The organism is Flavobacterium swingsii (assembly GCF_900111965.1).
GTDB lineage: Bacteria > Bacteroidota > Bacteroidia > Flavobacteriales > Flavobacteriaceae > Flavobacterium > Flavobacterium swingsii.
The window spans coordinates 496,803-510,545 of the sequence record NZ_FOJT01000001.1 but is presented as its reverse complement, the minus strand read 5'-3'; the positions used below and the strand labels follow the sequence as shown (position 1 = coordinate 510,545).

12 protein-coding genes are annotated in these 13,743 nt (G+C 34.0%); all 12 read left to right on the top strand.

What is annotated here, in order from left to right; all coding sequences use genetic code 11:
- The first annotated feature begins 72 nt into the window (after positions 1-72).
- From mraZ to ftsA, 12 genes are read left to right on the top strand one after another with little or no spacing between them, the layout of a single operon-like run.
- Positions 73-546: a division/cell wall cluster transcriptional repressor MraZ gene (gene mraZ / locus BM053_RS02345; RefSeq protein ID WP_091473571.1), complete on the top strand. Its 474-nt coding sequence runs from the start codon at positions 73-75 to the stop codon at positions 544-546.
- Positions 521-1,429, top strand: a complete 909-nt coding sequence (rsmH, locus tag BM053_RS02340) for a 16S rRNA (cytosine(1402)-N(4))-methyltransferase RsmH (RefSeq protein ID WP_208600936.1) — start codon at positions 521-523, stop codon at positions 1,427-1,429. The genes mraZ and rsmH overlap by 26 nt, the downstream gene beginning before the upstream one ends.
- A gap of 1 nt (position 1,430) precedes the next feature.
- Positions 1,431-1,772 (top strand): FtsL-like putative cell division protein, encoded by a 342-nt coding sequence (locus BM053_RS02335; RefSeq protein WP_091473569.1) that lies wholly within the window; start codon positions 1,431-1,433, stop codon positions 1,770-1,772.
- Positions 1,763-3,763 carry a penicillin-binding protein gene (locus tag BM053_RS02330; protein ID WP_091473567.1) on the top strand — a complete coding sequence of 667 codons (2,001 nt, stop codon included), beginning with the start codon at positions 1,763-1,765 and terminating at the stop codon, positions 3,761-3,763. Before BM053_RS02335 ends, BM053_RS02330 begins: the two co-directional genes overlap by 10 nt.
- Before the next feature lies 1 nt (position 3,764).
- The gene (locus tag BM053_RS02325; protein WP_091473565.1) at positions 3,765-5,225 is read left to right on the top strand and encodes a UDP-N-acetylmuramoyl-L-alanyl-D-glutamate--2,6-diaminopimelate ligase; all 1,461 of its coding nucleotides are present in this window, start codon (positions 3,765-3,767) and stop codon (positions 5,223-5,225) included.
- Positions 5,226-5,233: 8 nt separating this feature from the next.
- Complete coding sequence (gene mraY / locus BM053_RS02320; protein ID WP_091473562.1) at positions 5,234-6,463, top strand: phospho-N-acetylmuramoyl-pentapeptide-transferase; 1,230 nt, start codon at positions 5,234-5,236, stop codon at positions 6,461-6,463.
- Position 6,464: 1 nt separating this feature from the next.
- Entirely contained in the window at positions 6,465-7,796 is a 1,332-nt protein-coding gene (murD, locus tag BM053_RS02315; RefSeq protein WP_091473560.1) for a UDP-N-acetylmuramoyl-L-alanine--D-glutamate ligase, read from the top strand.
- A gap of 49 nt (positions 7,797-7,845) precedes the next feature.
- The gene (locus BM053_RS02310; RefSeq protein ID WP_091473558.1) at positions 7,846-9,132 is read left to right on the top strand and encodes an FtsW/RodA/SpoVE family cell cycle protein; all 1,287 of its coding nucleotides are present in this window, start codon (positions 7,846-7,848) and stop codon (positions 9,130-9,132) included.
- A gap of 8 nt (positions 9,133-9,140) precedes the next feature.
- Positions 9,141-10,247: an undecaprenyldiphospho-muramoylpentapeptide beta-N-acetylglucosaminyltransferase gene (gene murG, locus BM053_RS02305; protein WP_091473556.1), complete on the top strand. Its 1,107-nt coding sequence runs from the start codon at positions 9,141-9,143 to the stop codon at positions 10,245-10,247.
- A 55-nt stretch (positions 10,248-10,302) separates the two neighbouring features.
- Positions 10,303-11,649 carry a UDP-N-acetylmuramate--L-alanine ligase gene (gene murC / locus BM053_RS02300; RefSeq protein WP_091473553.1) on the top strand — a complete coding sequence of 449 codons (1,347 nt, stop codon included), beginning with the start codon at positions 10,303-10,305 and terminating at the stop codon, positions 11,647-11,649.
- Entirely contained in the window at positions 11,639-12,361 is a 723-nt protein-coding gene (locus tag BM053_RS02295; protein ID WP_091473551.1) for a cell division protein FtsQ/DivIB, read from the top strand. The genes murC and BM053_RS02295 overlap by 11 nt, the downstream gene beginning before the upstream one ends.
- An 8-nt stretch (positions 12,362-12,369) precedes the next feature.
- Positions 12,370-13,743 carry a cell division protein FtsA gene (ftsA, locus tag BM053_RS02290; RefSeq protein WP_091473549.1) on the top strand — a complete coding sequence of 458 codons (1,374 nt, stop codon included), beginning with the start codon at positions 12,370-12,372 and terminating at the stop codon, positions 13,741-13,743.

Sequence of the window (13,743 nt, the reverse complement as noted above, 5' to 3'; positions counted from 1 at the left end):
AGTGGTATTTTGTGGTAAAAGGTGGTAAATAATTATTTATATTTGCTAACTATCATACAAAATCATAACTACTTGAATACCATTGTTGGAACATACGAATGTAAGGTCGATTCTAAAGGAAGGCTCATGATGCCTAATCCTTTGAAGAAGCAGCTGAACACGTCTTTGCAAGAAGGCTTTGTGTTGAAGCGTTCGGTTTTTCAGCAATGCTTGGAATTGTATCCAATGCAAGAGTGGAATATGATGATGCAAAAAATTAACAAGCTGAATCGTTTTGTAAAGAAAAACAACGATTTTATTCGTCGTTTTACTGCTGGTGTTCGTGTTGTCGAAATTGATGCGACGGGGCGATTGTTAATTCCAAAAGATTTGGCGGTTTTTGCTTCGGTTTCAAAAGATATTGTGTTGTCTTCGGCAGTAAATATTATTGAAATTTGGGATAAAGATTTATACGAAAAAGCGATTGATGATTCGGTTGGAGATTTTGCAGATTTGGCAGAAGAAGTAATGGGTAACGTAAATGACGATGACAATGGAATATCATAATCCAGTTTTGCTAAAAGAAACGGTTGATGGTTTAAATATTAAGCCAGACGGAGTGTATGTAGATGTAACTTTTGGTGGCGGAGGACATTCGAAAGAAATTCTATCTCGCCTTGGTCCTGACGGAAAATTATTTGGCTTCGATCAAGATGAAGATGCTTGGAAAAATGCTTTGCCAGACGAAAGATTTACATTAATACAAGAAAACTTCAGATATATAAAAAGGTTCTTGCGTTTTAACGGAATTAAAAAAGTAGACGGAATTCTTGCTGATTTGGGTGTTTCTTCTCATCAGTTTGACGTTCCTGAAAGAGGTTTTTCTACTCGTTTTGATGCCGAATTGGATATGAGAATGAGTAAGAAAAATGATTTAACAGCTTTCAATGTTGTTAATGAATATGATGAAGCAAACTTGCGTCGTATTTTTTCGGAATACGGAGAGTTAGGAAATGCTTTGGCAATTTCAAGAGCAATTATTGAAGCTCGTGAAAAAGAAAAAATAGTAAATACAGAAGATTTAAAACAAGTTTTGGCTAGATTTTTACCTAATAACAAAGCGCATAAAATTTTGGCCCAAATATACCAATCTATCCGTATCGAAGTAAATCAAGAAATGGATGTTTTGAGAGAATTTTTAGAACAATCGCTAGAAGTCTTGGGTGAAGGTGGAAGGTTAAGTGTTATTTCTTATCATTCACTGGAAGACCGATTGGTAAAAAGATTTATGAAAAACGGATTGTTTGAAGGTGAGCCTGAAAAAGATTTCTTTGGGAGATTCGAAGTTCCTTTCAAGCTAATTGGAAAAATGATTATTCCTTCAAATGCGGAAATTAAAATAAATAATCGAGCTCGAAGTGCAAAGCTTCGAATTGCTGAAAAAAAGTAAAATGAAAGGCAATTTTTATGACATATTAAAAGCAAGATTTCTTGTCAATGAAGACGCTACAAAAAATTGGCGATTCATTGTGTTTCTGCTTTTGTTGGCTATAATAATGATTGCAAACACACATAGTTACGAGAAAAAAATTTTTCAAATTGCCGATTTAACGAATGATGTAAAAGAATTGCGTTCGGAGTTTGTAGACAGACGTTCGGAATTAATGAAAATAAAAATGGAATCGACTGTGGCGGAAGAAATGGTAGATAAAGGAATTTTACCATCATCAGTACCACCAAAAAAAATAAAAGTAATCAAAGAAAAAACTCCTTGGTATAAAATATGGCAATAGAAGATAGAAATATTTTAAAACGTATATACGTAATTGCTTTAGTTATTCTACTAATGGTAACGGCTGTAAGTGTAAAACTCACTAATATACAGTGGGTTGAAGGTGATTATTATCGAAAATTAGCCAAAGACAGATCTATTAAGAATTTTGTAATTCCTGCTAATCGTGGTAATGTATATTCTTCTGACGGAAGTTTACTTGCAACCTCAATTCCTAAATACACAATCCGTTTTGATGCTTTAGCTCCAAGCAAAGAAAATTTCGATTCTTATATTAAAGACTTATCGGATTCACTTTCCGTTTTATTAAAAAAACCTTCTAGTGCTTATTTGAATGATTTCAGGAAAGCTAGAGCTAATAAAAACAGGTATTTTCTTTTGGCTAAAGATTTGAGTTATACCCAATATGCTACGGTCAAAAAATTTCCTTTATTTAATCTTGGTCCTAATAAAGGCGGCATGATTACCGAACAAAGAACCGTTCGTGAGCATCCTATCGGAAAAATTGCAGCAAGAACAATTGGTTATGAGCGTTATGACGACAGCGGAAAACTGTTGCCAGTAGGAATAGAAGGCGCTTACGGAAAATACTTAAATGGTAAAGACGGAAAAGTAGTAAAACAAAAAATTGCACAAGGTCAGTGGAAACCCATTCGTGACAATAACGAAGTAGAGCCACAAGACGGCTATGATATTGTTTCTACAATCGACGTTTACATACAAGACATCGCACATCATGCTTTGCTAAAACAATTAATCGAATATGATGCCGATCACGGTTGTGTTGTGGTAATGGAAACCAAAACAGGAGCAGTAAAAGCCATTTCTAACCTAGGGAAAGACAAAGATGGCTCTTATTATGAAACCATCAATTATGCTGTTGGAGAATCGCACGAGCCAGGTTCTACATTCAAATTAATAGATTTAATTGCTTTATTAGACGATAAAAAAATTGATACAAGTAAGGTTTACGACAGCAAAGGTGGAGAAATTACATACAGAGGAGAAAAAGTTCGTGATTCTCACGAAGGCGGTTACGGTAAAATATCTTTAGCCAGAGGATTCGAAGTTTCTTCTAACACGATTATGGTACAGGCGGTTTATGAAAATTATAAAAACAATCCAAAACAATTTACTGACAGAATTGTAAATTTAGGTTTAAACAAACCACTCGGATTGCCTTTCAAAGGAGAAGGAACTCCAGTTATTCCCCAACCTTCAGACAACAATTGGAGTGCGATTTCACTTCAGTGGATGGCATTTGGGTACGGAGTTTCTGTAACGCCATTACAAACTTTAACCTTATATAATGCTGTAGCAAATAATGGCGAAATGGTTAAACCAATGTTTGTTCAAGAAGTTAAAGAATGGAATAAAACCATCAAGAAGTTCGACAAACAAGTCATCAATCCGAAAATATGTTCTGATGAAACACTGAAAAAAGTGCGTGCTGTACTTCAAAATGTAGTTAAAAAAGGGACGGGTTCAAAACTGTATTCTAAAGATTTTTCAATGGCTGGTAAAACAGGAACTGCAAAAGTGGATTACCATAAAACCGATGGAAGTATGTATTACGCCTCTTCTTTTGCAGGATATTTCCCTGCCGAAAATCCTAAATACTCTTGTATTGTGGTGGTGCACAAACCAAATACATCAAAAAATAATTATTACGGAGCCGATGTTGCTGGGCCAGTTTTTAAAAGAATTGCACAAAAAGTATTTACCGATGTACCATCAACTAATGTCGTAAAAAACATTAAAAAAAATAATCCTGCTCAGGACAAAAATTATTTGACTTACAATGATAAGGTTAATAAAAAACCAAAAGCAATACCCAATTTACACGGTATGTCTGGAATGGATGCGGTAGCACTACTAGAAAATTTAGGTATGAAAGTAAAAGCTATCGGTGTTGGAAAAGTTAAAAAACAATCGATACAAGCAGGTCAGCCGATATTAAAAAACAATACAATAATTTTAGAATTGTCATAAAATGGTTTTAAAAGAAATTTTATATAAAGTCGCTCTCGAAGTTGTTCACGGTTCAACCGATGTTGCTGTGAATAATATTCATTTTGATTCCCGAAAAATAGAATCAAATGATGCTTTTGTAGCTATTCGCGGTTCGGTTTCAAACGGACATGAGTTTATAGACAAAGCCATTTCTCTTGGTGCTTCTGCAATTATTTGCGACACTTTACCAACCGATTTATTGCCACAAATTACTTATGTAAAAGTAAAAGATACCAATGCAGCTTTGGCCTATTTGGCAACAAATTTTTATGATAATCCATCACAGAAATTGCAATTAGTTGGAATCACGGGAACCAACGGAAAAACAACAATTGCCTCATTATTATATCAATTATTCAAAAAAGCAGGTTTCAAAGTCGGATTACTTTCTACTGTAAAAATCTTGGTCGATGAAGTAGAATATAAAGCAACTCACACCACACCAGATTCATTAACCATCAATTATTATTTAGATAAAATGGCCGAAGCTGGTTGCGAATATTGCTTTATGGAAGTGAGTTCGCACGGAATTCATCAAAAACGTACCGAAGGTTTACAATTCGTAGGTGGCGTTTTTACAAACTTATCTCACGACCATTTAGATTACCACCCAACATTTGCAGAGTATCGCGATGTGAAGAAATCATTCTTCGATAATTTGCCTAAAAATGCATTTGCGCTGTCTAATATCGATGATAAAAATGGTGCTGTAATGATGCAAAATACCAAGGCAAGAAAATTGTCTTATGCATTAAAAACCTATGCTGATTATAAAGCAATTATCATCGAAAATCAGTTAAGCGGATTGTTATTGAAAATAAACGAACAAGAAGTTTGGGTTCGATTGATTGGAACTTTCAATGCTTATAATTTATTGGCAATTTACGGAGTGGCCATCGAATTAGGGATTGAAAAATTAGAAGTTTTAAGACTTTTATCAGAATTAGAAAGTGTTTCAGGACGTTTTCAGTTTATAGTTTCAGAAAAAAATATCACGGCAATTGTCGATTACGCACACACGCCAGATGCTTTAGAAAACGTATTGAGCACTATAAATGACATTCGTACTCGCAACGAACAACTCATAACAATTGTAGGTTGCGGCGGTGATCGTGACAAAATCAAACGTCCAATAATGGCAAATATCGCTTCAGAAATGAGCGATAAAGCGATTCTTACTTCGGATAATCCAAGAACCGAAAATCCGGAAACGATTATTGCCGAAATGGAAGCCGGAATTACACCAATTAATTATAAAAAATACATGTCTATTACTGACAGAAAACAAGCCATAAAAACAGCTTGCCAACTAGCAGAACCGAATGATATTATTCTCATTGCAGGAAAAGGACACGAAACATATCAAGAAATAAACGGCGTTCGTCATGATTTTGATGACATGCAAATTGTAAAAGAAATTTTAGAACAACTAAATAAATAACCGAAAATATGTTATACTATTTATTCGAATACTTAGACAAATATTTTGATTTTCCAGGAGCTGGAGTTTTTCAATATATCACATTTAGATCAGCATTAGCGATTATCATGTCATTGCTTATTTCGACTATTTTCGGAAAAAGAGTCATTAGTTACTTAAGCCGTTTGCAAGTTGGAGAAACAGTAAGAGAATTGGGTCTCGAAGGGCAAACTCAAAAAGCTGGAACACCAACAATGGGTGGGTTGATTATTATATTTTCAACATTACTTCCTGTTCTTTTATTGGCAAAACTGAATAATATTTACATCATACTTCTAATTATAACCACACTTTGGATGGGAGCTATTGGATTTCTTGATGATTATATCAAAATTTTCAAAAAAGACAAAGCGGGATTAAAAGGAATTTTCAAAGTAATTGGTCAAGTTGGATTAGGAATTATTGTAGGAGCCACTTTATATTTTCATCAAGATGTAACTATTCGTGAGGATATTTCGAAAAATAAAATTGAAATAAATTCTGCTCAAAACACAGCAAATTCACTTTCGTTAGATAAAAAATCGACCGCAACAACTATTCCTTTCCTTAAGGATAATGAATTCGATTATGCCGAATTATTAGCTTGGACGGGCGATGGCTATGAAAATTATGCTTGGCTAATTTTTATTCCAATCGTAATATTTATCATTGTTGCAGTTTCAAACGGAGCCAATCTAACTGATGGAATCGATGGTTTGGCAGCAGGAACTTCGGCAATAGCTGTAATCGCAATCGGTGTTTTTACATTCGTTTCAGGAAATATTATATTTTCTAATTATCTCAACATTATGTTTATCCCAAATTCGGGCGAAATGACGGTTTTTATAGCTGCATTTGTAGGAGCATTAGTCGGATTTTTGTGGTACAATAGTTATCCAGCCGCAGTTTTTATGGGCGATACAGGAAGTTTAACCATTGGCGGAATTATAGCTGTTTTAGCAATTGCAGTTCGAAAAGAAATGCTAATTCCAGTTATTTGCGGAATTTTTCTAGCCGAAAATTTATCAGTGGTTTTACAAGTTTCCTACTTTAAATATACTAAAAAACGTTTTGGCGAAGGGAGAAGAATCTTTCTTATGTCGCCTTTGCATCATCATTATCAGAAGAAAGGTTATCACGAAAGTAAGATTGTAACTCGTTTCTGGATTGTCGGAATTTTATTGGCGATAGTGTCAATAGTAACTTTAAAATTGCGATAATATGAGATTAGTAATTCTTGGAGGAGGAGAAAGCGGTGTTGGTACAGCGATTCTCGGTAAGAAAAAAGGATATGATGTCTTTGTTTCTGATTTTGGAAAAATAAAAAACAATTACAAAGAAGTTTTAATTCTTAATAAAATCAAGTTTGAAGACGAGCAACATTCAGAAGAATTAATTCTAAATGCCGATTTAGTGATGAAAAGTCCAGGAATTCCTGATAAATCACCCATCGTTAAGAAACTGAAAGAAAAAAATATTCCTATTATATCGGAAATTGAGTTTACAGCACAGTTTACTAATGCAACAACGATAGGAATTACTGGAAGTAACGGCAAAACAACAACAACGATGTTGGTGTATCATTTGCTAAAACAAGGTGGCCTAAATGTTGGTTTGGCAGGAAATATAGGTAAAAGTTTTGCTTGGCAAGTTTCCGAAGACAAACATGATGTTTATGTTTTGGAATTAAGCAGTTTTCAACTCGACGGAATAGAAAATTACAAACCACATATTGCCATAATTACAAATATTAGTCCGGATCATTTAGACAGATATGATTATAAATATGAAAAATATATAGAGTCGAAATTCAGAATCACAATGAATCAAACGGAAGATGATTATTTGATTTATGATGCCGATGACGAAGCCATAAAGAACTGGCTGAAGAACAACAAAACAAGAGCAAAATTAATTCCATTTTCATTAACAAAACAATTTGAATTTGGCGCTTTCGAAGCAGAAAAAAATATAAATATAAATACCAATAACGACCCATTTGTTATGCTAACATCTCAATTATCACTCGAAGGAAAACACAACGTAAAGAACGCTTTGGCTGCTACATCTGTGGCACAATTATTAAAAATCAGAAAAGCGACCATACGTGAGAGTTTAGCTGATTTTCAAGGTGTCGAGCATCGTTTAGAAAAAGTGCTTAAAATTCAAAATGTACAATACATTAACGATTCTAAAGCAACAAACGTAAACGCTACTTTTTATGCTTTAGACAGTATGACATCGCCAACTATTTGGATTGTAGGTGGAGTTGATAAAGGAAATGATTACTCAGAATTGATGGAATTGGTAAATAAAAACGTAAAATCAATCATTTGTCTGGGTGTTGACAACAAGAAAATAATTGAAGCATTTGGCAGCGTTGTCGATGAACTAATCGAAGTTTCTTCTATGACTGAAGCAGTTCGTCAAGCATACAAAATGGCAGAAAAAGGAGATACAGTTTTACTATCACCAGCTTGTGCCAGTTTCGATTTATTCGAAAATTATGAAGACAGAGGAAGACAGTTTAAACAAGCCGTTCAAAACTTGTAACAAGGTTTTCAAATAACCAAATTAACGCATAACCGAATAAACATAAATTATGAAAACGTTATTACATAACTTAAAAGGAGATAAAGTCATCTGGTCATTCGTGGCGCTTTTGGCATTATTTTCGTTTATACCTGTATATAGCGCAAGTAGTAATTTAGCCTATTTACATCATGGTACAGGAAATACATTTGTGTATTTACTAAAACATTTTATGCATCTAATAATGGGTTTTGTTATTATGTATCAAGTGCAAAAAGTGCCTTATCATTATTTCAGAAGTTTATCTAGATTATTACTGCCGTTTGCTTGGTTGTTGTTGATTTACACGATGCTAAAAGGTACAATAATCGATGGTGCTAATGCCAGCCGATGGATACAAGTACCATTTTTAGGAATTACCTTTCAGCCATCAGCTTTTGCATCAATATCATTGTTAATATTTGTTGCCAGATATTTATCTAAAACAGCGATTGAAGACATGACTTTGTCTAAATCTGCATTAGATTTATGGGCGCCAGTTTTTTTTACATTAATGTTAATATTACCTTCTAATTTTTCTACAACGGCTTTAATATTTTCAATGGTTTTAATGTTAACTTTCATTGGAAAATATCCAATAAAAAACATAGCTGTAATAATAGGAATTGGAATCTTATCATTGACATTTTTTATTTTGGTTGTAAAAGTATTTCCAGATGCGTTCAAAAACAGTAGGGTTGGTACTTGGGAAAGCCGTATAGAAAATTTTACATCCGACAAACCTGACGAAGATGATTATCAAATAGAAAAAGCAAAAACAGCCATTGCAACTGGAGGAGTATACGGATTAGGTCCAGGTAAAAGTGTTCAGAAAAACTTTTTGCCACAATCTTCTTCCGATTTTATTTTCGCCATCATCATCGAAGAATTTGGACTAATTGGAGGATTTGCAATTATGTTTCTATACATAATGTTGTTCATTCGATTCATAATTGCATCATATAAAGCGCCCACATTATTCGGAAAATTATTAGTCGCAGGATTGGGATTCCCAATTATTTTTCAAGCTTTTATAAATATGGGTGTTGCGGTCGAATTATTGCCAACCACAGGACAAACATTGCCACTTATAAGTAGCGGAGGAACATCTATCTGGATGACTTGTGCGGCGCTTGGGATTATAATAAATGTGACCAAGAAAGAAGAAGAAATCACCGAAGAAAATATCGAAAAACAACAACGAGAAGAAGCATTACAAAAACTAATAGACAAACAATTAGCAGAAGATTCTCAGGATGAAAATTATTCTATCGAAGACAATTCGAATAATCCGATGAATGCAGTTTTGAATAAATAAGTTAAATGATGAAAACAAATCCAAAATTCATATTAAGTGGCGGCGGAACTGGAGGGCATATTTATCCTGCAATTGCAATTGCAAATGAGTTAAAATCTCGTTTTCCTGATTGCAAAATCCTTTTTGTAGGAGCGCAAGATAAAATGGAAATGCAAAAAGTGCCACAAGCAGGTTATGATATAAAAGGATTGTGGATTGCAGGAATTCAAAGAAAACTGACATTGCAAAACGCCATGTTCCCATTTAAGCTATTATCAAGTTTGGCTAAGTCATTCGGAATCTTAAAGCAATTCAAGCCCGATGTTGTTATAGGAACTGGAGGTTTCGCAAGCGGAGCAGTTCTAAAAGTTGCTTCAATGTTAGGAATAGCAACAGTTATTCAAGAACAAAATTCTTATCCTGGAATTACCAATAAATTATTAAGCAAAAAAGCCAATAAAATTTGTGTGGCTTACGAAAATTTGGAACGATTTTTTCCAAAAGAAAATATGATGCTGACAGGAAATCCTGTTCGTCAAGATTTAATTTCAGTTGATGACAAACGAAACGAAGCAATCGATTATTTTAAATTAGACACAAATAAAAAAACAATATTAGTTCTTGGTGGAAGCCTTGGTGCAAGAAGAATTAACCAATTAATTGCAAAAGAAATCGATAGGTTATTATCGCTAAATGTTCAAATTATCTGGCAATGTGGTAAATTGTATTTTGAGGATTACAAACATTTTTCAGACAAAGAAAATGTACAAGTTTTGTCATTTATTGATAGAATGGATTTTGTTTATGCTGCTGCAGATATTGTAATTTCTCGTTCAGGAGCATCGTCAGTATCAGAATTAGCGATTGTAGGAAAACCAGTCATTTTTATTCCGTCGCCCAATGTGTCCGAAGACCATCAAACCAAGAATGCGCAAGCGATTGTCGACAAACATGGTGCGATTTTACTAAAAGAATCACAATTAGATTCTGAATTTAATTTGGTTTTTGAAGCTTTACTAAAAGACAAAGGAAAACAAGAAGATTTAAGTGAAAACATAAAGAAATTGGCTTTGCCAAACGCAACAAAAGATATAGTTGATGAGATTGTAAAATTGGTCGAAAGTCGAAAGTTATAAAGTCAAACGGCTTTGAATCTTTGCAATCTTGAACCTTTGTAACTAAAAGAAAAAAATGAATCTAAACCAAATACATAACGTCTATTTTATAGGAATCGGAGGCATCGGAATGAGTGCTTTGGCTCGTTATTTTAAATTTATTGGCAAAAACGTATCTGGTTACGACAAAACACCGTCAACATTAACATCAGAGTTAATAGAAAGCGGAATTGCAATTCATTTTGAAGACAATATCGATTTGATTCCGAAAGATTATTTCGTCGAAAACACATTGGTAATCATCACGCCAGCCGTTCCTAAAAATCATTCGGAATGGAATTATTTCCTAGAAAGAGAATATCAGGTAAAGAAACGTGCCGAAGTTCTAGGAATAATTACCAAAGATACTTTTTGTTTGGCAGTGGCAGGAACGCACGGAAAAACGACAACATCCAGTATTTTAGGACATATTTTGTACGAAAGTGGTGCCGATGTTACTGCGTTTATTGGAGGAATTGTCGAAAATTACAATTCAAATCTTATTGGTTCTGGAAAAACAGTAACTGTTGTCGAAGCCGATGAGTTTGATCGTTCCTTTTTGCATTTACACCCAAATATCGCTTGCGTCACTTCGATGGATGCCGATCATTTAGATATTTATGGCGACGATGCTTCGATAAAAGCTTCGTTCAAAGAATTTGCTGATAAAGTAGAAGATAAAAATAACCTTTTTGTGATAAATGGTTTGCCGTTAGAAGGCATTACTGTTGGTGCAAACGATGATTCGCAATTTGTAGCACACAATATAAGAATTGAAAATGGCTGGTATGTTTTTGATGTAAAAACGCCAACCGAAAACATAAAAGATTTGAAATTCGGATTACCCGGAAAACACAATCTAACAAATGCGTTGCTTGCTTTGGCAATGGCTCGAACTTTCGGAACCCCAACCGAATCTATTGCTAAAGCATTGGCAACATTCAAAGGTGTAAAACGTCGTTTTTCTTTTCAAATCAGGAAACCAGAATTCGTTTATATCGATGATTATGCGCACCATCCAACAGAAATAAATGCCGTGCATCAAGCGGTTCGTGAGCTGTATCCTAATCAGAAAGTTTTAGCAGTTTTTCAGCCACATTTATTTAGTAGAACCAAAGATTTTGCTGATGATTTTGCCAAAAGTTTATCACAATTTGATGAAGTTTTGTTGTTGGATATTTATCCAGCGAGAGAATTACCTATGGAAGGCGTTACATCGCAATGGTTATTAGATAAAATTGAAAATAAAAACAAAAAATTAATTCAAAAAAACGAACTTATTCCACTTTTAAAATCTTCCGATGCCACAGTAATTGTTACTATTGGAGCTGGAGATATTGGAGAAATGGTTGTAAATATTAAAAAAGAATTAGATGCGAAATAATTTAATTTTAAATATCCAATTAATTGCCATTCTTGCTTTGGTCGTTTTTTTGTATTCTTTCACTTCAAAAAGGAATGAACACAGAAAAATATCGAAACCAACAATAGAATTTTTAAACTCAGAAAGTCCTTTTGTGACTCATGAAATGGTTAATAACTTGTTGATAGATAATTTTGGTGGCACTTTCAGTATCCAAAAAGATAGGGTAAATTTGAAAAATGTTGAGCAAACCATCAACAAACACAACCTAATCGAAAATTCTGAGGTTTTTTTGAGTGTCGATGGAAAGTTAAAAACGGTTATAAAACAAAAGACCCCAATCGCTAGAGTTTTTAACAAAAACACTTCCTTTTATATTGATTATAAAGGAGGTAAGATGCCACTTTCGAGTAATTTTACAGCAAGAGTTCCGCTTGTTTATGGTGATTTTAACAATCGTTATAGCAAGAATTTTGTCGAGCTTTTGCAGCAAATTTATAACGATGATTTTTTGAAAAAAAACATCATCGGAATGAAAATTTTACCCGATGGTAGCGTTATTATGAAGAATAGAGATTATAGTTATGATATAATTTTCGGAAGAACCATCAATATGGAAAGAAAGTTTAACAACTATAAAGCGTTTTTTCAAAAAGCAGTACAAGATACTTTGATAAGCTCTTATAAGAAGATTAATCTGAAGTTTACAAAACAAGTAGTTTGTACTAAATAATTAGGAGTATGGAAAGAGAGAATATAGCAGTAGGACTAGATATAGGTACAACAAAGATTGTGGCTATGATAGGTAAGAAAAATGAGTACGGAAAGCTAGAAATTTTAGGTGTAGGAAAATCTAAAAGCCTCGGTGTGGCTCGTGGTGTAGTAAATAATATCACGCAAACCATACAATCTATACAAGAAGCAATAAGTTTAGCGGAAGCAGATTCGGGTTATAAAATAAAAGATGTTGTAGTAGGAATTGCGGGCCAACATATCCGCAGTATTCAGCACAGCGATTATATTTCAAGACCCAATCCAGAAGAAGTAATTAGCGAACTTGATATTGATGTTTTAATCAATCAAGTTCAAAAATTAGCGATGTTGCCTGGAGAAGAAATTATTCACGTTTTGCCACAAGAGTTTAAAATCGACGGGCAATCTGAAATAAAAGAACCAATCGGAATGTACGGCGGAAGACTAGAAAGTAGTTTTCATGTTGTCGTTGGGCAAGCATCTTCTATTAGAAATGTTGGTCGTTGTATAAAAAGTTCTGGTTTAGATTTATCTGGATTAACGTTAGAACCATTAGCTTCGGCAGATGCAGTTTTAAGTCAAGAAGAAAAAGAAGCAGGAGTTGCATTGATTGATATTGGTGGTGGAACAACCGATTTAGCCATTTTCAAAGACGGAATTATTCGCCACACAGCAGTAGTGCCTTTTGGAGGAAATGTAATTACCGAAGATATAAAAGAAGGCTGTTCGATTATCGAAAAACAAGCTGAGTTATTAAAAACAAAATTTGGTTCTGCTTGGCCAGGAGAAAATAAAGACAACGAAATTGTTTCAATTCCAGGATTAAGAGGAAGAGATCCAAAAGAGATTTCATTAAAAAACTTGTCTAAAATAATTCATGCTCGTGTAGTAGAAATTATCGAGCAAGTTTATACTGAAATTAAAATATACGGTCACGAAGATCCACGCAAAAAATTAATTGCAGGAATTGTACTAACTGGTGGTGGTTCACAACTAAATCACATCAAACAATTAGTAGAATATATCACAGGAATGGATACCAGGATAGGATATCCTAACGAGCACTTAGCAGGGAATTCTAGCGAAGAAATATCAAGTCCGTTGTATGCAACTGCCGTTGGATTGGTTATGAATAGTATTCGTAACAATACAGTAAGTGCTGTGCCACAGGATAATTTTATTCCTGAGCCAGTACTCATTCAAAAGCCAACCATTGCAGAACAAGTAGAAATACAACAAGAGGCCGAAAAAGTATTTGAAGAAACAAAATCAGAATCAAAAACGACCGAAAAAATGATTCGTAAATCGTTTTTCGACAAGTATATAGATAAAATAAAAGATTTTTTAGACAACGCCGAGTAA